The organism is Microbacterium sp. NPDC076895, assembly GCF_040687115.1.
Classification (GTDB): Bacteria; Actinomycetota; Actinomycetes; order Actinomycetales; family Microbacteriaceae; genus Microbacterium.
The window spans coordinates 15,163-34,401 of record NZ_JBFBMQ010000005.1 but is presented as its reverse complement, the minus strand read 5'-3'; the positions used below and the strand labels follow the sequence as shown (position 1 = coordinate 34,401).

At 65.8% G+C, this 19,239-nt stretch carries 18 protein-coding genes; 17 read left to right on the top strand and 1 reads right to left on the bottom strand.

The window, feature by feature from the left end; all coding sequences use genetic code 11:
* Window positions 1-78: 78 nt before the first annotated feature.
* The 17 genes from AB0O89_RS05690 to AB0O89_RS05610 all read left to right on the top strand — a co-directional run bounded on the left by AB0O89_RS05690 (window position 79) and on the right by AB0O89_RS05610 (window position 17,611).
* Window positions 79-354, top strand: coding sequence for a site-specific integrase (locus tag AB0O89_RS05690; protein ID WP_363495010.1), 276 nt, complete (start codon window positions 79-81; stop codon window positions 352-354).
* 80 nt (window positions 355-434) lie between these two features.
* Window positions 435-1,103 carry a hypothetical protein gene (locus tag AB0O89_RS05685; protein ID WP_363495008.1) on the top strand — a complete coding sequence of 223 codons (669 nt, stop codon included), beginning with the start codon at window positions 435-437 and terminating at the stop codon, window positions 1,101-1,103.
* Window positions 1,104-1,213: 110 nt separating this feature from the next.
* Entirely contained in the window at window positions 1,214-1,588 is a 375-nt protein-coding gene (locus AB0O89_RS05680) for a hypothetical protein (RefSeq protein ID WP_363495006.1), read from the top strand.
* 3 nt (window positions 1,589-1,591) lie between these two features.
* Window positions 1,592-3,127, top strand: a complete 1,536-nt coding sequence (locus tag AB0O89_RS05675) for an Hsp70 family protein (RefSeq protein ID WP_363495004.1) — start codon at window positions 1,592-1,594, stop codon at window positions 3,125-3,127.
* A gap of 33 nt (window positions 3,128-3,160) precedes the next feature.
* Window positions 3,161-4,285, top strand: coding sequence for a DnaJ domain-containing protein (locus tag AB0O89_RS05670; protein WP_363495002.1), 1,125 nt, complete (start codon window positions 3,161-3,163; stop codon window positions 4,283-4,285).
* Window positions 4,286-4,296: 11 nt separating this feature from the next.
* Entirely contained in the window at window positions 4,297-4,785 is a 489-nt protein-coding gene (grpE, locus tag AB0O89_RS05665) for a nucleotide exchange factor GrpE (RefSeq protein WP_363495000.1), read from the top strand.
* A complete protein-coding gene (locus tag AB0O89_RS05660) occupies window positions 4,769-7,519 on the top strand; it encodes an FtsK/SpoIIIE domain-containing protein (RefSeq protein ID WP_363494998.1) in 2,751 nt (916 codons plus the stop codon). Before grpE ends, AB0O89_RS05660 begins: the two co-directional genes overlap by 17 nt.
* A gap of 1 nt (window position 7,520) precedes the next feature.
* Window positions 7,521-8,147, top strand: a complete 627-nt coding sequence (locus AB0O89_RS05655; protein WP_363494996.1) for a hypothetical protein — start codon at window positions 7,521-7,523, stop codon at window positions 8,145-8,147.
* A 36-nt stretch (window positions 8,148-8,183) separates the two neighbouring features.
* Window positions 8,184-8,426 carry a hypothetical protein gene (locus AB0O89_RS05650; RefSeq protein ID WP_363494994.1) on the top strand — a complete coding sequence of 81 codons (243 nt, stop codon included), beginning with the start codon at window positions 8,184-8,186 and terminating at the stop codon, window positions 8,424-8,426.
* A 25-nt stretch (window positions 8,427-8,451) separates the two neighbouring features.
* Complete coding sequence (locus AB0O89_RS05645) at window positions 8,452-9,246, top strand: toxin glutamine deamidase domain-containing protein (protein WP_363494992.1); 795 nt, start codon at window positions 8,452-8,454, stop codon at window positions 9,244-9,246.
* Entirely contained in the window at window positions 9,243-9,515 is a 273-nt protein-coding gene (locus tag AB0O89_RS05640) for a hypothetical protein (protein ID WP_363494990.1), read from the top strand. Before AB0O89_RS05645 ends, AB0O89_RS05640 begins: the two co-directional genes overlap by 4 nt.
* A 50-nt stretch (window positions 9,516-9,565) precedes the next feature.
* A complete protein-coding gene (locus AB0O89_RS05635) occupies window positions 9,566-9,781 on the top strand; it encodes a hypothetical protein (RefSeq protein ID WP_363494988.1) in 216 nt (71 codons plus the stop codon).
* Window positions 9,782-9,902: 121 nt separating this feature from the next.
* Entirely contained in the window at window positions 9,903-10,097 is a 195-nt protein-coding gene (locus AB0O89_RS05630) for a hypothetical protein (RefSeq protein WP_363494986.1), read from the top strand.
* 6 nt (window positions 10,098-10,103) lie between these two features.
* A complete protein-coding gene (locus AB0O89_RS05625) occupies window positions 10,104-10,520 on the top strand; it encodes a hypothetical protein (protein WP_363494984.1) in 417 nt (138 codons plus the stop codon).
* Window positions 10,521-10,646: 126 nt separating this feature from the next.
* Window positions 10,647-14,171: a MobF family relaxase gene (gene mobF / locus AB0O89_RS05620; RefSeq protein WP_363495339.1), complete on the top strand. Its 3,525-nt coding sequence runs from the start codon at window positions 10,647-10,649 to the stop codon at window positions 14,169-14,171.
* Between the two features lie 150 nt (window positions 14,172-14,321).
* Window positions 14,322-14,705: a sulfate permease gene (locus tag AB0O89_RS05615; RefSeq protein WP_363494982.1), complete on the top strand. Its 384-nt coding sequence runs from the start codon at window positions 14,322-14,324 to the stop codon at window positions 14,703-14,705.
* A 128-nt stretch (window positions 14,706-14,833) separates the two neighbouring features.
* Window positions 14,834-17,611, top strand: coding sequence for a hypothetical protein (locus tag AB0O89_RS05610; protein ID WP_363494980.1), 2,778 nt, complete (start codon window positions 14,834-14,836; stop codon window positions 17,609-17,611).
* 199 nt (window positions 17,612-17,810) lie between these two features.
* Here the strand turns inward: AB0O89_RS05610 and glnA are convergent, their stop codons facing one another.
* The gene (glnA, locus tag AB0O89_RS05605) at window positions 17,811-19,235 is read right to left on the bottom strand and encodes a type I glutamate--ammonia ligase (RefSeq protein WP_300592357.1); all 1,425 of its coding nucleotides are present in this window, start codon (window positions 19,233-19,235) and stop codon (window positions 17,811-17,813) included.
* Window positions 19,236-19,239 lie beyond the last annotated feature (4 nt).

Below are 19,239 nucleotides of genomic sequence, written 5' to 3'. Positions count from 1 at the left end.
GATAGCATGATTCGTTATCAGGAGGCTTCGGGTGCACATCCAGGATGTCACCCGTCCGGGGGAAGGTAGGGGGGCGAGATGTCCATCGAACAGGACGTGGCTGCGCGCCTCGTCGGGCTCTCCGACGCCTCCCGGCGCGCCTACCTGGGCGACCTCGCCGACCTCACTCAGTGGTGCGAAGCGCATGGACTCGACTTGCAGCACGATCCGCTGAGCGGTCGCCACGTCTTCGCCTACGTCCTTGGACTCGCGCGCGCCGGGCGAACGCAGTCCACGATCCGCCGCAGGCTCACCGCCTTGCGTCGCATCGCCACTATTGCCCCCCCCCCCCCGCAAAATTCGCCTTTGATCTAGGAGAGCTCGCGCAGTTCGAGCGCCGCATCCTCGATGCCAGCAGGGAGCGGGCTAGCGTCCTAGTCATCTCCGATGACGCCGTGATTCGAGCCGGTCTGCGCGGCGTGCTGACCGAAGCGGGTGCGGCCTGTTGGTCGGAGCCCATCGAGGGGCTCGACCCCACCATCGTGACGGTGTGGGACTACGTTCTGGTGTGGATCAGATCGAGCCGCGGATCGGATCGGTACGGGGCGATCTCCCGCGTCGCCGAACTCGGCCAGGACGTGACGACGGCGATCCCCATCATTGCGGTGCATGGCGTGAACGTTGCTCCTGTCGTGCGCCTCCGCCTCGCTGAGGCCGGCTTCCGCTATCTCGTCCCGCACAACTGGCTGTCCGGGAACCTCCCGAAGCTCTCCGACCTGCTGAGCACGGCCAACATCCCGATCCGGTTTCACTTGGAGAGCCCCCTCGCGCTGCGTGAGTCCTTGGGGCTTCACCTCGACGGCGAACTCGCCGAACTCGTGGACACGGCAGCGACTCTCCCCGCGTCGGTCTGGCGGAACCAGCGGACATCGACCGGCCCGGAGCTAGCTCGGGCGAACGTCAACCTGCTTCGTGCGATTGCGCTGCGTTCGAGCGGCGTCCCAGCTCCCGATTTCGCCAAGTATGCGACTTCCATGCGACGCCCTCCCGAACTTCCGGAGTGGCCGCGGGTTCGGGAACTGCTGCGTCATGGCTTGGGGTACGCGGATACCACAGCGATCTAGTCAGCGCAACATGAACTTCCTGACTCTCGGGAATCGCTAACTTCGGGACTCGACGCGGACCCATCGCGTCAACCCACTGACCTAGTTCCGCCTACCCAGGAGTCGTTCGCATGGAGATCATTGGCATCCTCCTTCTCATCATCGTCGCCCTCTTTGCTCTCGGCATCTGGCAGACGATCGCCGCCAAGCGTCAGCACGAGACCGTCACCACGCTGAGCCCGGCCCGCCTTCGTGCGCTCGTCGACGACAGCTTCGGAAAGCTGTTCTGGGCGGAGACCGACGGCCCCGGCGACCTCAACTTCCGTCGTCGCACCCCCAACGGCAGCGGCGCGACGATCTCCATCGACTTCGAGACGACCGCTGACGGCAAGACGGTCGTCCAGGCGTGGATGTCCCACTGGCAGTCGCGCATGGGCATGGTCGCCAGCGGCGGCTGGGGCATGGCCAAGAAGATCATCCGCAAGATCGACCAGGCGACGGCCTGACCGATGGCTCGGGCAATCGGGATCGACCTCGGGACCACCTACTCTGCCGTCGCCGTTCTGCGCGACTCGGGCGAGGTCGAGGTTCTGCCGAACCGGGATGGGGAGGACATCACCCCCTCGGTCGTGCTGTTCCAGGCAGTCGGCAGCTCCGACGAACCGCTGGTAGGAACGATGGCGAAGCACTCAGCGGCGAGTGCTCCTGATGACGTGGTGCAGTTCGTCAAGCGGCAGATGGGTGACCCTGACTGGCGGTTCACCTCGACGAGTGGGAGCAGCTACTCCGCCGAGGAGATCTCTGCGATCATCCTGAAGCGCCTGAAGGAGGACGCCGAACTCGCGCTCGGCGAGCCGGTTCGGGATGCCGTCATCACGGTTCCCGCGTACTTCGACGACGCGCGCCGCACGGCAACGAAACACGCGGGAGCCATCGCCGGACTGAACGTGCTGCGGGTGCTGAACGAGCCCACGGCTGCCGCGCTCTCGTTCGGCGTCGATACCTCGGCGCAGGGCCTCGTGCTCGTCTACGACCTGGGCGGTGGCACGTTCGACGTGACGCTGATGCGGATCACCGACGATGGTTTCGACGTGCTCGGCACTGACGGCGACCGGATGCTCGGCGGATTCGACTTCGACAACAAGCTGATCGAGTACATCGCCGAGAAGATCGAGGAGCAGGGCGGGCCGAGCGACCTGCTCGATGACTCGGGACAGGTCGCCTCGCTCCGCGAGAAGGCCGAGATGGCGAAGCGCAGCCTGACCACCGTCGCTACGACGACCGTGCACGTCTCGGCAGGCGGCGGTCAGTATCGCGTGCCCGTCGAGCGGGCCGAGTTCGAGCGCATCACCAAGGACCTCCTGAATCGCACCAAGGACTTGACCGAGTTCGTGCTGAGCGAGGCTGGCGTGACCTGGGCGAGCATCGACCACCTCCTGCTCGTCGGCGGCTCGACTCGGATGCCGATGGTGCGCGAACTCGTGGAGCGTCTGGCGGGGAAGCCTGCGGATCGCTCCGTTCGGCCGGATGAGGCCGTGGCGATGGGAGCCGCTATCCAGGCGGCAATGGAGGAGTCCACCACCGCGGGGGCGGACCTCGCCATCTTCGACGGCAAGGCTCCGGTCATCTCGGATGTGACCTCGCAGGGGCTCGGTGTGATCTTCCTCGACAGCGAGACCAACCGCGATGTGAACGAGGTCATCATCCCGCGCAACACGAAGATCCCGGCGAAGTTCAGCACGTCCGGATCGACCGTGCAGGACAACCAGAAGACCGTACTCGTGCAGGTGACGCAGGGCGATGACACCAACCCGGAGTACGTCGTCGAGATCGGCTCCAAGGAGATCCCGCTGCCGCCGTACCCCAAGGGCGCGCCACTCGGCATCGCCTATGCCTACGACATCGACCAGACGGTCTTCGTTGAGGTCACCGACCTGACGACGAACCAGTCGCTCGGAACCTTCGAGGTCGACCGCCTCGCCAATCTCACGGACGAGCAGCTCAAGGCCGCAACAACCAAGGTCGCATCCCTCTCCGTCCAGTAACGCCCGACGATTCCAGCAAGGAGAAGCCAGCGCATGGCTCTTGACAACTACTACAACATCCTTGGCGTTGCTCAGAACGCCAGCGCCGAAGACGTGCAGAAGGCGATTTCCGAGAAGCGGCGGGAGTGGACGCCACGAACCGGACACCCGAAGCTCGAAACACGCCAGCTCGCAGAGCAGACGATCAAGAACATCGCCGAGGCGGAGTCGATCCTGCTCGACCCGGCGAAGCGCCGCGACTACGACCAGCAACTCGCCGCGCAGGTCGCAGCTCCTGAGCCCACGCAGGCCGGCCCTACGCAGGGACGTGACTGGTTGCAGATCGCCCGTGACTACCTCGTGCAGGGCAACAGCTCGCAGGCCAACTACGCGGCGCGCGAGGCCACGACCCAACAGACCGAGAACCCCGAGGCGTGGTACATCCGCGGCCTCAGTTCTGAGCTGCTCGGCAACAACGCCGACGCGGAGTTCGAGCTGAGCGAGGCGATCCGACTGAACCCGAACGACGCCTCGTACCACGCGGAACTCGGTGACCTCTACAAGAACAACGAGCTGTGGAACAAGGCCCTGCCCGAGTACACGCGGGCCAGCCAGCTTGAGCCGAGCAACGTCTACTACTCCGCCTTCGTCGGCCTCTCCGAGGGGGCTCTCGGCAACATCGAGAAGGCGCACGACCTCCTCAAGGCCGCTTACGAGAAGCTGCCCGACGACGAGACGATCCGGTACTTCTACGGGCTCGCTCTGTCGGACATGATTACCCGCACCTGGTCGACCTATCACGATGGCTCGCAGAGCATCCTGACCGAGAACCAGCTCAACTACAGCAAGGAGAAGCTGGCGATCATCGATTCGCTGAAGATCACCGACGTCGGATTCGTCAACGACCTGGACGAGATCCGGCTGAACGTCGAGCGGGCTGAACTGGTGAAGTTCTGGTCGTTCGGCGGCATGGGTGGCCTCGTCTTCGGCGAGATCGTCACGATCATCGCCATGTTCGTGTTCTTCGGCATCGGCCAGGGCTTCGTCGTCCTGGGCATCCTTTGCCTCGCGCTGGCGGTGCTGTGGGTCGTCCTATTCGTCCGTTCGCACCGGGTTCCCGGATGGAAGTGGAACTGGAAGCAGTCGCCCGCCTACGTCCGCCAGACCGGGCTCCAGTAGAACGCGCCGCCATGACAGACCAGGACGCCACCGCAGTTGTCGAAGCGATCAGTGGACTGCGAGATGAGGTCGGGCAACTCCGCGACCTGTTCCAGCGGCGACTGATCGAGGACAAGGGCAAGAACGCCCTCATCGAGAGCGTGCAGGAGCAGTCGCGCGCTGTCTCCGACGCGCTTCGCTACCGGCAGTTCGAGTCATTGTTCAAGGAAGCTCTGCTGGCCGTGGACAGATTGCAGACCGAACCGCCTTCGCCGGACCTGATCGACTCCGTGGCCGAAGAGCTCCTGGAGGTGTTCTTCCGGCGGGATCTCGTCGAGGTCGACGACTCGGGCGACTTCGATGCTCGGGTGCATCAGATCGTGGACACGGTGCGCGCCAGCGAGCAGTTCCCCGCGAACAGCATCGTGGCGGTGGCTCGCAAGGGATACCTGCTGGGTGATCGACTCCTCCGGCCCGCCCAGGTGACGGTCGCTGTCCAGGCTGATGACGACGAAGCTTGACGCCGCCGCACAGGAGCTTCGAGCCTCGCATGCGAGGCTGCTGGGGGTGCTCGACTCGGCCCACTCGTCTGCCGAGGCCGTCCGCAGCGCCGCCTACCAGCGCGCCCAGACGGAGCTGACCAAGCAACAGGCCGTCGTCCGCAACCAGGCCGCGCAAGCTGTGTCGGAGCACAGCCTGCGCGCCCGCGACATCGCTGAAGTCCTGCTTCGCGGTGATGGCGGGCCGCTCGATGTGGCCGAGTACGTCGCCCTCGGGCAGCTCTCTGTCGATGGGTCGGCATCCGGCGTCAACTCGGAGGTCGGTGCCCCGCTTCTGCTTCCCCTGCTCGGGCGCGGGAACGTGGTGATCGACGCCTCGGTCGAGCGCCGTGGCGACCTCATCGAGAGCATCGTGTGGGGCGCACTGAGCGGTACTGCACCGGGGCAGCTCGACGTGATCGCCTACGACCCGAACCTCTCATCGGTGATGGCACCGTTCAGCACGCTCCGCAACATCTCGGACGATTCGCTGCGCGTGCTCAACTCGGCAACAGACCTCGAACGCGAGGTACGAGGTCTGGTCGCCGACGTGCAACGAGTCAACGAGACGCTGCGCGGGGTCTCGTCCTCGCTGATCGACTTCCGTGCCAAGGCCGGCCACCCGGTCGAGCGATTCAGGCTGGTCGTTCTCGCGGACTATCCGGCTGGTGTCGACGAACCCCTCCACCGCCAGATCCTTGCGCTCGCGCAGGCGGGAATCGCCGCGGGAGTGGCCTTCGTGTTCGCGCTTGCGCCCGGCCGCGAGGGAAAGCCTGATTGGTGGCGGGACGGGCTGTTGGACTCGCTCGGAACGACCATCCGTGAACAGAACAAGATGCTTCGCTGGACGAGGCATCCCGAGTTCGCGCTCAAGATCCCGAGCAAGGATCGCGCCGCGCTCGCTCGTGAGGTCGACGGACTTGCCGCGAGAGCTGCATCGGTCTCCGCGCCCTCGGTGCCGTTCGAGCGCGTTCAGCCGCTCGAGTCGAAGTGGACCGACAGCAGTGCCGAGCGCCTGCGCTTCTCCCTGGGCGTCGCCGGTCCGAGCGTCGCCGAGGTCACCCTCGGCGACGAAAAGGATCAGCGCCATAACATCCTTGTCACCGGCGCCGTCGGCCAGGGAAAGTCGAACCTGCTGAAGGTGATCGTCCATAGCCTCGCCCAGCGGTACTCGCCGGACGAACTGGAGTTCTACCTCCTCGACTACAAGGAGGGCGTGACTCTATACCCAATGGCACCGACGCCGGGATCACCCGACTTCCTGCCGCACGCTCGCGTCCTCGGGCTGGAGAGCGACCGCGAGTTCGGGCTGGCGGTGCTGAAGCACATAGAAGCGGAATTCTCCCGCCGGGCAAAGCTGTTCCGCCCCTATGGTGACAACATCGCGCGGTATCGGGCTGCCGTGCCTGATGCCCGGATGCCGCGGATCGTGGTGATGGTCGACGAGTTCCACATGATGTTCGACCCCAACGACAAGACTGCCGAGGAAGCAGCGCAACTGCTCGAAGGTATCGCTCGGCGCGGGCGCTCCTACGGCGTTCACCTCATCCTGGCTTCGCAGACCATCTCGGGCATCTCCGCTCTGATGACACGAGAGGGCGGGATCTTCGCGCAGTTCCCGATCAGACTCGCGCTGAAGAACGCTGTTCAGGAGTCGTTCGCCACCCTCGGGCAGGGGAACGACGCGGCGGCGCGGCTGCGGGCGAGAGGCGAGGCGATCCTCAACCTCGACTATGGTCTCGTCGACTCGAACCGGCAGATCACCGTTGCCGTGGCGAAGGACGATCAACTGGCGAATCTCCGCCGTGATTGGTGGCTGGAGACACGGGACAGGGTTGTGCGCCCGTTGGTCTTCGACGGCAGCCGCCAGATCCGTATCGGGGATGCCGTTGACTCGCTCCGACGAATCCGCTCGCGCGCCTCGAAGTCGGGCGGGTCGGCGGTCGCGCTGCTCGGATACCCAATCGAGGTGACCGACGAGCCGCTCGGCATCCCTCTTGCGGCAGAGCCAGGGCGTCATCTCGCCGTCCTCGGCGCAGGGGAGCCCGGCGGCATCGAGGCGGGCGACGATCCGGTCAACAATGCGATTGGAACCTTGCAGTCGGCTGCGATCTCGCTGGCGCTACAGCACCCCGCGGGGGATGCAGAGTTCGTGAGCCTCGACATGCTCGACGATCAGACCCTCGCACGAAGCAACCATGCGCAATGGCTCTCGATGATGGAGTCAATCGGCTATCCGGTTCGGCGAGTCACGCGGGCCGAGGTGGCCGGGTACCTCCAGGAGGTCGTCGCCGATCTCGATTCGAGAGAGGTGGAGTCCGAGCCGCGGTACATCCTGGGCTTCGGCCTCGACCGTGCCACGGTGCTCGACGTGCCCGATATGTTCGCCCACAAGCCCTCGGAAGACCTCCAGCAGATTCTCCGAATGGGATCAGCGAAGCACGTTCACATCCTCGGTTGGTGGGCGAACGCCGCGACCTTCAGCTCACATATTGGCTTCGGCGGCGAAGGCTTCATCGACGCCCTGCTCATGCTGCGTCTGGATCAGAGCAGCGTGCAGGAGTTCCTCGGCCCGTTCGTCAACTGGTCGGTGCGCGACAACCGCGGCCTCCTAGCAGACCGAACGCAGTTGCCCGAGCCAACGACGATCATCCCCTTCGCTCCTGTCACCGCAAGGGATGCGTCGACAATCGCCAAGACCGATTGGGAGGTGTGACGTGGCGAGGCCAACAACGCAGGCTGTTCAGCCGACCTATGACGAGTACGAGGGCTCGCTCGCCGCGTTGCTCCAGATTCCTGCCAAGCTCAGTGCAGGGCTGGCGTCGGCGGACAAGAGCGCCGCGAGCGCGAAGCAGGCCGCGGACGGTGTGTTCCAGCAGGCGCAGACACGCTTGGCGGGTCTGCGCCGCACCGCGAACTCGCGCTACTCATCTGCGGTCGACTCGCTGAAGGCGTACAACGTCCTATTGCCTCCCCAGGTTCGGCCCGAGGCGGCAACGAGCGGTGAGGAAGACGCGGTACGTCAGGCGGTTGACGCTCATACCCGCGCCGCCGCGGCCATCGACGCTGGGATCAAAGCCGCAGCGCGCTCGGCGGAGCAGGAGAAGGCCGACGCCGCGAACCGGGCGCAGGCCGGTCAGCAGGCGGCGCTCGCACTCAAGCTCCGCCAGGACCGCATCCGCCAGGAACAGGCGGAAGCAGCAGCACGAGAAGCCGAGGCCAAGGCTCAAGCTACCCTCGCGGCACAACGGCGGAAGCGCACGTTGATCCTCTCCTCAGTCGTTGCGGCTGTAGTTGTCGTGGCGACCATCGTGGTTGTCGTCCTACTCGTCAGCGGAAACTAGAAACCGAAAGGGGCAGAAATGTCTCAGCTCAGTGGTGTGAAGCAGCAGCTCACCAGCATCGCCAGCGATGCGAAGTCGACCGCCGCAGGTCTCACCGGATTCAAGTCCAAGTTCTCGCAGGCGGTGAATCAGGTTCAGGCGACCATCGGCGGCAGCGCACAGGGGGTCGACAAGGACATGATCCAGACCCTGCAGGCAGCGGAGAAGCAGCTCGACGCAGCGATTGGCGCGTTGCAGCAGGCTTCCCAGGCCGCGAGCAAGTTCGCGTCCTCGCTCTGAGTCGCCTAGGCGGGGCTAGGTACTCATGAGCGAGCTACAGGATCTCCTGGTCGCTCTCGATGGCGTGACCAAGGAAGCCGAGCAACATGCTGCCCAACTGGCGCAGCACGCTCGGCAGCTTGGTCAAGCGGCGTCGAGCGCGGCGAGCGCGACTCAAGGGTCCGGGCGTTCCGACAGCAAGCAGACTGCGGCGGCACTCCAGTCGGCGCAGCGTTCCATCTCGCAGGCGGCGCAACACCTTCACCAAGCCGCGCTCGCGGGCAAGGGCTTCGTCGCACGCTACGCAGGTGGTGGAAGGACGGGCGGCCCCGAATCCCTCAGTAGCAGCCCAGAGTTCGGTCCTGCTAGTCCTGAACCGTGGAACGGGGGCGGGCCAGCGCCTTCAGCGGCGCTGGGGGCCATTGCGAGCTGGCTTGGCGACATCAATCCGGGGTACACGGGCGATCCCTTCGACCCGCGCTCCAGCAACTGCGGTATGTGTGCCGCAGCCGTCTTCGCTCGACTTGAGGGGATCGACCCGAGCGCAGTCGCGGGCACGAGCACCCTCAGCGTTGAGCAGATGGAGGCTCTCACCGGCAGGCCGCAGATCCCGATGACGCCCAGCGAGATGCGTGACGTTCTGATCGCCGCTGGCCCAGGTTCACACGCTGTGGTCGGCATCGACCGCACCTTCGGTGCAGGGCATTGGTTCAACGCCTACTACGACGGTGAGCGAGTTGTCGCCATCGACGGGCAAAGTGGAGAGATTCTTGACTGGCCACCTGAGTACGGATCGCCAAGCAATCCAGTTAGCAATTGGGACATGGGAGCACCACTATGACTTCACTTGACGTGGCAGGACGTGAATCCGTCGCTGCCAACCTCCTGAACATCACGCCTGCCGACGCGCACGCGAATCAGCGCCAGCTCCCAGAGGCCGACGCGACCTACTTCTGGGAAGCAGGTCGAGGGGGCGGTTCTCTGATCGTCGGCGCAGACGGAGGCATCTTGTTCGCATCATCCTCGGTGCCCTTCGATGCGCACGTTGCAGCCTACGAGCAGGGGCGTCGCACCGACCCCACCGCCTTTTCGGGCGCGGCCGAGGTCTAGAGAGCGCAATATCTAGAGTCCAGAACTGGAATACAAGCAGGGAGCACGAAATGGCGTCATTCTCGCAAGGCGACAAGGTTGAGTCCGTCGTCAAGATCAGCGGTGGATTCTTCTCCCAGGACGTGCCCGAGGGCACGAAGGGGGTCGTCCTAAGCTCCAACTGGAGCGGCTCAAGTTGCCGCGTCCACTTCACCATCAGTGGGATGTTCGGCGACACCGAGGTCGACGTCGATGTCGACCCGAGCTACCTCAAGAAGCGTTGGTAGCCGCCCTGCTCCGCTTCGGATGATCGACGCGCTCCGGGCGTAGAGCATCAGAATCCACGGGTGTCGTCGATGCCCCGTATGGTGGCGGGCACGCCCCAGTGGGCACATCGAGAGGACGAACGTGGCTGAGGGACTGACCAGCACGCAAGAGATCGTCGAGATCAACATCTTCGACAGCCTCCGAGCGTCGATCCGTGACGCGATCCTTGCCGAGCTGTCGCAGAAGCCCGAGCACAAGATCATCTCGCTGTCGATCACGTCCTACAGCGAGTTCGCCACGAGCTACCGCGCGCTCGTCGTGATCGAGTACCTGTAGGTCGACGTGGGCACGCGCGCTGACAGCGATGAGCACTACGTTCTCGGCCTCTGCGATGAGGTGATCGGGACTCGCGGGGAGCGGCAGGCGACGTTCCCGTGGCTCGTCGGAGACGTGTCGCCGAAGACTGGGCGGGCTCGCAGGCTCCCCGTCGACGGGTACTGGCCGACCCTGAAGCTCGTGGTCGAGTTCCAGGAGAAGCAGCACACCGAGCCCGTGCCGCTCTTCGACCGCCGCGCGACCGTCTCCGGGGTGCCCCGCGGCGAGCAGCGACGACTTTACGACCAGCGGAAGGCGGAGACCCTGCCTCAGCACGGCATCCGCGTCGTCGTCATCCAGAAGTTCGAGTTCACGACGCGGGCCAACAAGATCGTCCGCGACCACGAGCGCGACCTCCTGGTCATCCGCGCCCGCCTCGTCTGACCGCCGAAGCCCTCCCGAGACCAGTACACGTCTGGCACATCGAGGTCGAGCCCGCCTGACGGCGGGCTCAGCGGCTCACCTCTCTGACGAGAGAGGCGGTGTCGGGTGTCGGTTTCGATGCGGGTCATGGGTGCGGGGGACGGCTACAAGTACCTGCTGCGCTCGGTGGCGTCGGCTGACGGTGAACGGGCGCTGTCGACGCCGCTCACGCGGTACTACGCCGAGCAGGGCACACCGCCGGGCTGCTGGATGGGCGGCGGACTCCCCGCGCTCGGGCAGGGTGAGATTCACGAGGGCGCGCCGGTCTCGGAGGCGCAGCTCCAGCTCCTGCTGGGGATGGGACGCGACCCCGTGACCGGCGACCCGCTGGGGAAGGCGTACCCGGTGTTCCCGAGCGTGGAGGATCGGATCGAGGCGCGCATCTCGCGCCTCGATCCGGCGCTGGGCGCGGACGAGCGTGCCGAGGCGGTCGCGGTGATCGAGGCGGAGGAATCCGCGCGAGCCTCGCGGCGGGCGGTCGCCGGGTACGACTTCACCTTCTCGCTGCCGAAGTCCGCATCGGTGCTCTGGGCAGTGGCGGACGCGGCGACCCAGGCGCGGATCGCGGAGGCGCACCATGCCGCGGTTGCGGAGGTGGTTGCGTTCATCGAGCGCGAGCTTGCAGCGACGCGCTCCGGCGCAACGTCGCGCGGGAGAGCGGTTGCGCAGGCCGAGGTGACCGGGCTCATCGCCACCGCGTTCGATCATTTCGACTCACGGGCGGGCGATCCGCAGTTGCACACGCACGTCGTGGTGAGCAACAAAGTGCGCACCCTGTTCGACGGCAAGTGGCGGTCGCTGGATGGCCGGCCTCTGCACGCGGCGACGGTGGCGCTGAGCGAGCTGCACGCCGCGGTGTTCGCCGACCACCTGACTCGTGCGCTCGGCGTGGGGTGGGAGCGGCGCGACCGGGGCGCGGATCGCAACCCGGTGTGGGCGGTCGCCACGGTGCCCGAGGAGCTGGTCGCGGAGTTCTCGTCCCGGTCGCGGCATATCGAGATCGAGAAGGACCGGCTGATCGCCGAGTACGAGCGAGCGCACGGGCACGCGCCGTCACGGGAGACGATCATCCGGCTGCGGCAGCAGGCGACGCTGGCGACCCGGCCCGACAAGGAAGTCCGCCCGCTGGCCGAACTCGCCCAGGAGTGGCGCACCCGAGCGAGCCGACTGCTGGGCCGGGACGCAACCGACTGGGCGCGAGAAGCCGTCGCGGTCGAGCCCGCGAAGCTCCTGTGCGCGGAGGATGTGCCGCTGGAGCGGATCGCCAGGCTCGGCCTGTCGGTGGTCGCCGCGGTTGCCGAGAAGCGCACGACGTGGAGCCTCTGGAACCTGTACGCCGAGGCCGCACGGCAGACGATGGGCTGGCACTTCACCGGCACGGAGGACCGCGAGGCGATCACTGGCATGATCGTCGATGCCGCAGAGCAGGCGTCCATCCGGCTCACCCCGCCCGAGCTTGCCTCCAGTCCCGCTGCGTTCCAGCGCGCGGACGGGACGAGCGTGTTCCGGCCTCGCAACGCCGCCCGCTATAGCGGTGCCGCGGTGCTCGCTGCTGAGGATCGGCTGCTTGCACGCTCCCGCGAGCAGGTTGCACCGCGCCTGGCCGACGCAACCATTGCGCACGCGCTGCAACCCCGCCGTGGGCGCGCGCTCGGCGGCGATCAGCGCGCCGCACTCGCAGCGATTGCGTCGTCAGGCCGGATGCTCGACCTGCTCGTCGGCCCCGCGGGGGCGGGCAAGACCACCGCGCTGCGCGCGTTGCGGGGCGCGTGGGAGGCCGAGCACGGGCACGGCTCGGTCGTCGGCCTGGCACCGTCCGCGGTCGCGGCTGAGGTGCTGGCGGGTGACCTCGGCATCCCGACGGAGAACACCGCGAAGTGGTGGCAGACCTACCGCGACCATGGCACCGGCTTCACCGCTGGGCAGCTCGTGATCGTGGACGAGGCATCCCTTGCCGGGACGCTCGCGCTCGACCGGCTCGTGCGCGTCGCGGCCGACGCCGGAGCGAAGGTGCTGCTCGTGGGCGACACCGCGCAACTCCAGTCCGTCGACGCTGGGGGAGCGTTCGGGCTGCTCGTCGCCGACCGCGACGACGTGCCCGAGCTGACCGACGTGCGCCGCATCCGAGCTGCATGGGAGAAGGAAGCCACGCTCGACCTTCGCCACGGGCGCATCGAAGCCATCGACACTTACCACGCCCACGGGCGCATCCATGCAGGGGAGGCCGAGCGCATGGCTGATGCCGCCTACGCTTCGTGGCAGCGGGACCGCGCCGCAGGACTGGCGAGCATCCTCATCGCCGAGTCGAGCGCGATGGTCACCACGCTGAACCAGCGCGCCCGCGCCGACCTCATCCTCGTCGGGCAGGTCGACGCGCGCGCCGAGGTGCGGCTGCATGACGATACCGAGACATCCGTCGGGGACGCGATCATCACCCGCCGCAACGACCGCGAGCTGCGCATCGGCCGCGGCTGGGTACGCAACGGCAGTCGATGGACGATCACCGCCATCGGCGCCGACGGATCGCTGCGGGTGCGGCCCGCCGGACGGCGCTGGGGCGCGACCGTGCGGCTTCCCGCCGAGTACGTCGCCGAGCACGTCGAACTCGGCTACGCCGTCACCGCGTACCGGGCGCAAGGCGTCACCGTCGACACCGGACACACGCTCATCGAGCCCGGCGCGACGCGCGAGAACCTCTACGTCGCCATGACCCGCGGCAAGCAGGGCAACACCGCCTACGTCTCGATCAACCGCCCCGACGACGACCACATCCACCCGCCCACCCAGGACACCAAGGCGGTCGCGGCCCGCAAGGTGCTCGCCGGGGTGCTCCAGCACGTCGGGGCGGAACTCTCCGCGCGCCAGACGATCGCCGCCGAGCAGGACGCCTGGGGCTCGGTCGGCCAGCTCGCCGCCGAGTACGAGACCATCGCCGCCGCTGCACAGCAACCACGTTGGGAAGCCGTCGTGCGCGCGACCCGACTCACCGAGGCCGAAGCCGACGCCGCCATTGGATCGACCGCGTTCGGTGTGCTCGGTGCCGAGCTGCGCCGCGCCGAGGCGGACGGGTACGACACGGAGCGCCTGCTTCGCGCGCTCGTCGCTTCGTGCCCGCTCGACGACGCGGGCGACGTGGCCGCGGTGCTCCACGAGCGGGTGATCCGAGCCCTCGGCCGAGCGGACGGTGCCGGGCGCGTGCGCCAGGCCGCCATGCCTATCGCCGGGCTCATCACCCCGGCTCTCGGCACGATGGACGACGACATGCGCGCCGCGCTCCGCGAACGCGCCGTACTCATCGAGCAGCGCGCTGATGCACTCGTCGCCGAAGCTGTTGGGGCGTCCGAGGCATGGGCCGCGGAACTCGGCCCAGAGCCCGCCGATCCGCAGCTTGCCGCGATTTGGCGACGCGAGGCGCGCACCGTCGCGGCCTACCGCGACACCTACGGCATCACCGAGACCAGCGCGGTCGGAGTCATCGGCGACGACGTGCGGCAGCGCACAGACGCCGCGCGAGCACGCGCCGCGATCCTGCGCGCACAACAGCTCGCGGCACGAGCAGCAGAACCGGAGTCCACGGTCAGCGCAGTCGGGGTATCCGCGCCGCGCCTATAGCTGCCCTTCCGTGTGTCCGAGGCCAGGCGTACCCTAGGTGTCGAGGTAGTAGCCACGATTTCTAGGTCGCTTGCGACGGTCCCTTCGGGACGCTCACCACATGATCTACCTCCTCGGCGGAGTTACGCACCCTCTCAGGAGGCGGACATCATGTTCCGACTGCTCTGGAATCTCAGCATCCGGGTTCGGCTGTTCCTGCGGACGTACATGCCGACGAACATCCTGCTCGACGCGCTGCGGACGCGCCGCGGACTGAAGTGGGGCGTGCCCGCCATGCTGATCGCCGCCCCGTACCTGCTCGGTGCGTGGCTCTTGACCGTCTGGATCGCCGACGGCGGGCCGGGCTGGCTGAACCTGCTCGTGCTGCTCTTCATCTGGAACGCGCTGAAGTTCTTCGTCAACGGGCCGATCACGCTCGTCGTCCTGATCCGGGCTCGCCTCGCCGAGCGGCGTGACTACCGCCGCGCCGAGCGTGAGTCGGCGGGATACACGATCAGCGAGGACGCCCCGCTACTCACCTCGTCGCGCGCCTGACGAGCACACGACAGGACGCCCTCCGCTCGTCTGAGGTGACAGGGAGTTCGGCAAGCCCGCGCGCCAAAGATCGATGTCCTTGCAAGGTGCGAAGATCGGAAGACGGCAACTATGCAGGGGGCTCACCTATGGCGCAGGACTATCCGCTTGAGGAGCTGAGTCCCCGCGCCTTCGAGCAGCTCACCGTGGCGCTCGCGCTGAAGGTGCTGGGCAACGGCGTAGAGGCATTCGGCTCAGGCCCCGACGGTGGTCGAGAAGCGACCTACAGAGGCCAAGTCAACTGGTCCGCGACGACCGGGTTCGGTGCCGAGTCGTGGGACGGATATGTCGTGATCCAGGCGAAGCAGAAGGAGACGCTAGGAACTCCCGCGCAGAACGCCGCGTGGTTGCGCAAGGAGATCTCGGACGAGTTTGACGCATGGATGAGCGACAGCAGTCGCCGGGGGCAGCTGCCGCAGTATGTCGTCTTCGTCACGAACGCCCGCCTGAGCAGCGTTTCCGGGACCGGCGGCATCGACCAGATCAACTCCTTCATCTCGCAACGCATCGCGGACTCGAGGGTCGGCAGCGACGGGAAACCCGACTCACTTCGCGCGCGTGGGATGTGGGCCGCGAAGGTCTGGCATCGTGACCAGCTCAATGGACTGCTCACCGCATTCGACGGAGTTCGAACCGCCTTCAAGGGACTGCTGACGGTCGGCGACATGCTTGCCCGGCTCAACTCGCTGAATGGTCTGTTGACGGCTGATGAGTTTGAGCCTGTCCTCAAAGCTCATGCGCTGAACACGATCGGAACTGAACGTTGGGTCAACTTCAGAGAGGCGGGCGGCACCAGTCGGCAGTCAGTCGAGCAGGTCTTCATCGATCTGAAAGCCGAAGGCACAGAGGGCACGGACGCATCTCTGCTCAAGGAGGTGATCCTGCACGCCGAGTCGGTCCTGAAGCCGTCGTTCGCGCCTCGTGCCAGCCACCTCGTCATAACCGGTCAGCCAGGGAGCGGGAAGAGCACCATAACGCTGTTCCTCACCCAGATGTATCGAGTGGCCTTCCTATCCGACGAATCGCTGACTCCGACTGCGACTGACGTGCGTGACGGCACGGCTGATGCGCTCCGACGTGTTCAGGTCGAGTCACCTCGCAACCATCGTTGGCCTATTCGCGTGAACCTTGCCGAGTATGCGGACGCCATCGGGCCCAGTGGAGACAAGAGTCTGATGCGTTGGCTCAGCGAGCGAGTCACTGCCCGCGCTGAGATCGACATCAAGCCGAATACGCTGCGGCGATGGATAGTGAACTGGCCCACTCTCGTCATCCTCGATGGTCTGGATGAAGTGACAGCGCCTGAAGTCCGTCCTCGCGTGCTCGATGAGATTCGAGCTTTCGTGGAGGACGCCGATCAAGGAGACGCGGACCTTCTCATCATCATCACGACACGTCCCACCAGCGATGACGAGCAGATCATGCCTGAGAGGTTCCGGCAGTTGAGCTTGCGGTATCTCGATGCCGATACCGCACTCTCATACGGCCGTCATGTCACGACAAGGCGACTTGCCGATGATCTGGATCGGCGAGACCATGTCATTTCGCGATTTGAACGCCACGCCACGGACGCAACGATGCTGCGATTGATGAAGACGCCGCTCCAGGTGCTCATCATGACGCTCATCTTGGAGCGGTTCGGCGTGCTCCCCGCTGACCGATACCAACTGTTCTGGCGCTACTTCGAGACGATCTACGAGCGCGAGTCCGCAAAGACAACTACGCTCGCCCCTCTGCTTGCAGAGCAGCGACGAGCAATCACCGAGTTGCACGAGACCGTCGGACTCGCGCTCCAGGTGCACGCCGAAACCGCGACCGATTCGCGGGCCATCATGAGCAAGCCAGAGCTGCGCGGGCTCGCTATGCAGCGGCTCGTCGAGGTCGGCTACCAGCCGGGCGAGGGCATCGAACGCATTGCCGATCGCATCGTGCAGGCCGCGACCGAGCGCCTTGTTCTCTTGGTCCCTGCGGAGGACGACGGTGTGTCATTCGAGATCCGTAGCCTCCAGGAGGTCATGGCCGCACGCGCGTTGAGCAGTGGCACTGACGAGCAGGTGCGTGCGCGCATGATGGCCATCGCGTCGAGCCCGCATTGGCGGAACACATTCGTGTTCATCGCCGGCCGATTGTTCGCAGAGGGACCAGACCATCGCCGTGACCTCGTAGCCGAGGTCGTCGAGCGAGTCGACCAGCGAGAGGGCTGGCCGGGGTGGCTCTGTTCTGTCGGCCCGGAAGTCGCTGCTTTCCTGCTCGATGATGGCCTTGCTGCGACTACCCCGCGGTGGCAGCGCAGGCTCATCGACGTCGCGCTGCGCTGTCTTACCGGGACTGTCCCAATCGACGACCGTGCGCTCGCAGTTGGGCTCTCCGCGGCAGGATCAGCACGCAAGAACGACCTCATGTACATCCGCAACGCACTGAAAACCGCGCTTGCGGGAACTCCCGCCGCACGACATGTGGCGCAGAACCTGATCCGGCAAGCGGAGTTTGGCGGAGCTATCCCCGACACCCATGCTGCAAAGCAGACTGTTGTCCCCAGTGAGCCGTTGCTCATCGCCGACCTCATCGCGCCCCACTCAGGAGAGTTGGGCATCTCGGCTGAAGTGCAGGGTGTGCTCGACGGGATCCTTGAAGAGCTTCGCGCTAACGCACTGACGGATGCCTCGGCGCGAAACGTTCAATCGCGCAGTGCGCTCGCGTCGATTTCGCTGCCGCTCACCTTGCAGGGGCTTCTCAATGCTGAAGTCGGGCTCGCGCTGGAGCTGATGTTCGGCGCGTTGCCACCGGAACGATGGGCTGCGGTGCCAGCGGTCAGCTACGCCGTCGCGCCTGATCTCACACGGGCTCCCGTCGGTGGGCTGCTGTAGCAGCGAACCGTCGAGTCAGCGCGTTGTTCGCGTGCGCAGAAGCGGGCATCCACACTGTCCGAAAACCTGTCCGTTTACTCCCCGTAGCCGTCCGTAAACGTCCAGAGATAGACTGAGCCCCAGACGGCGATTGCCGCCTGGGGCTCAGCAAATTGCTGGGCTCAGAGACCGGAAGTGTGGCTCTGAGGGCCTCCCGGAATCAGACCCCGAAGTACAGCTCGTACTCGAAGGGGTGAGGACGGGCGTTCATCGGCTGGATCTCGTTCTCGAACTTGTAGTCGATCCAGGTCTCAATGAGCTCGGGCGTGAACACATTGCCACGCAGCAGGAACTCGTGGTCCGCGCGCAGGGCGTCCAGCGAGTCGAGCAGCGAGTTCGGCACCTGCGGGATGAGCTTGGCCTCCTCGGGGGGCAGCTCGTACAGGTCCTTGTCGACCGGCTCGTGCGGCTCGATGCGGTTGATGATGCCGTCGAGGCCGGCCATCATCTGCGCGGCGAACGCGAGGTACGGGTTGCCCGATGCGTCGGGCGCCCGGAACTCGATGCGCTTGGCCTTCGGGTTGGTTCCGGTGATCGGGATGCGGATCGCAGCCGAGCGGTTACCGGCCGAGTAGACCAGGTTGACGGGAGCCTCGTAGCCCTTGACCAGACGCTTGTACGAGTTGAGCGTCGGGTTGGTGAAGGCGAGCACCGCGGGGGCGTGTGCGAGCAGACCACCGATGTACCACCGGGCGATGTCCGACAGTCCACCGTAGCCGGCCTCGTCGTAGAAGAGGGGCTTGCCATCGAGCCACAGCGACTGGTGGGTGTGCATACCCGAGCCGTTGTCGCCGAACAGCGGCTTGGGCATGAAGGTCGCGACCTTGCCCCACTCGTGCGTCGTGTTCTTGACGATGTACTTGAACTTCAGGATGTCGTCTGCCGCGTGCACCATCGTGTCGAAGCGGTAGTTGATCTCCTGCTGGCCACCGGTACCGACTTCATGGTGCGAGCGCTCGAGCACGAAGCCGGACTCGATCAGCTTCAGCGTGATGTCATCACGCAGGTCGGCGGTCTTGTCGACCGGCGAGACGGGGAAGTAGCCGCCCTTGTAGGGAGTCTTGTTGGCGAGGTTGCCGCCGTCCTCCTCGCGGCCGGTGTTCCACGCGCCCTCAGACGAGTCGACGGAGTAGAAGCTCGTGTTCTGCTTCACTTCGTAGCGCACGTCATCGAAGATGTAGAACTCAGCCTCGGGTGCGAAGAATGCGGTGTCTGCGATGCCGGTCGAGGCGAGGAACTTCTCTGCCTTCTTGGCAACCTGACGCGGGTCCTTGTGGTAAATCTCGCCCGTACGGGGGTTGTAGATGTCGAAGATCATGATCAGCGTCTTGGCCTCGCGGAACGGGTCAAGGTACGCCGTCGTGACATCCGGGATGAGCTGCATGTCCGACTCGTGGATGTTCGCGAAACCGCGGATCGAGGATCCGTCGAACAGCTGGCCGACGGTGAAGAAGTCCTCGTCGACGGTGGATGCCGGAATGTTGAAGTGCTGCTGCACACCGGGAAGATCCGTGAAACGGATGTCGAGGAACTTGACGTCCTCGTCCTTGATGAACTTCAGCACCTCAGATGAATCTTTGAACATGAAG

Excerpts from the sequence above, each read along its gene's own strand:
- AB0O89_RS05640 (WP_363494990.1), top strand. The coding sequence starts at position 9,243 with ATGACTTCACTTGACGTGGCAGGACGTGAATCCGTCGCTGCCAACCTC.
- mobF (WP_363495339.1), top strand. The coding sequence starts at position 10,647 with ATGGGTGCGGGGGACGGCTACAAGTACCTGCTGCGCTCGGTGGCGTCG.
- glnA (WP_300592357.1), bottom strand. The coding sequence starts at position 19,235 with ATGTTCAAAGATTCATCTGAGGTGCTGAAGTTCATCAAGGACGAGGAC.
- grpE (WP_363495000.1), top strand. The coding sequence starts at position 4,297 with ATGACAGACCAGGACGCCACCGCAGTTGTCGAAGCGATCAGTGGACTG.
- AB0O89_RS05635 (WP_363494988.1), top strand. The coding sequence starts at position 9,566 with ATGGCGTCATTCTCGCAAGGCGACAAGGTTGAGTCCGTCGTCAAGATC.
- AB0O89_RS05675 (WP_363495004.1), top strand. The coding sequence starts at position 1,592 with ATGGCTCGGGCAATCGGGATCGACCTCGGGACCACCTACTCTGCCGTC.
- AB0O89_RS05680 (WP_363495006.1), top strand. The coding sequence starts at position 1,214 with ATGGAGATCATTGGCATCCTCCTTCTCATCATCGTCGCCCTCTTTGCT.
- AB0O89_RS05645 (WP_363494992.1), top strand. The coding sequence starts at position 8,452 with ATGAGCGAGCTACAGGATCTCCTGGTCGCTCTCGATGGCGTGACCAAG.
- AB0O89_RS05690 (WP_363495010.1), top strand. The coding sequence starts at position 79 with ATGTCCATCGAACAGGACGTGGCTGCGCGCCTCGTCGGGCTCTCCGAC.
- AB0O89_RS05670 (WP_363495002.1), top strand. The coding sequence starts at position 3,161 with ATGGCTCTTGACAACTACTACAACATCCTTGGCGTTGCTCAGAACGCC.
- AB0O89_RS05615 (WP_363494982.1), top strand. The coding sequence starts at position 14,322 with ATGTTCCGACTGCTCTGGAATCTCAGCATCCGGGTTCGGCTGTTCCTG.
- AB0O89_RS05610 (WP_363494980.1), top strand. The coding sequence starts at position 14,834 with ATGGCGCAGGACTATCCGCTTGAGGAGCTGAGTCCCCGCGCCTTCGAG.
- AB0O89_RS05660 (WP_363494998.1), top strand. The coding sequence starts at position 4,769 with ATGACGACGAAGCTTGACGCCGCCGCACAGGAGCTTCGAGCCTCGCAT.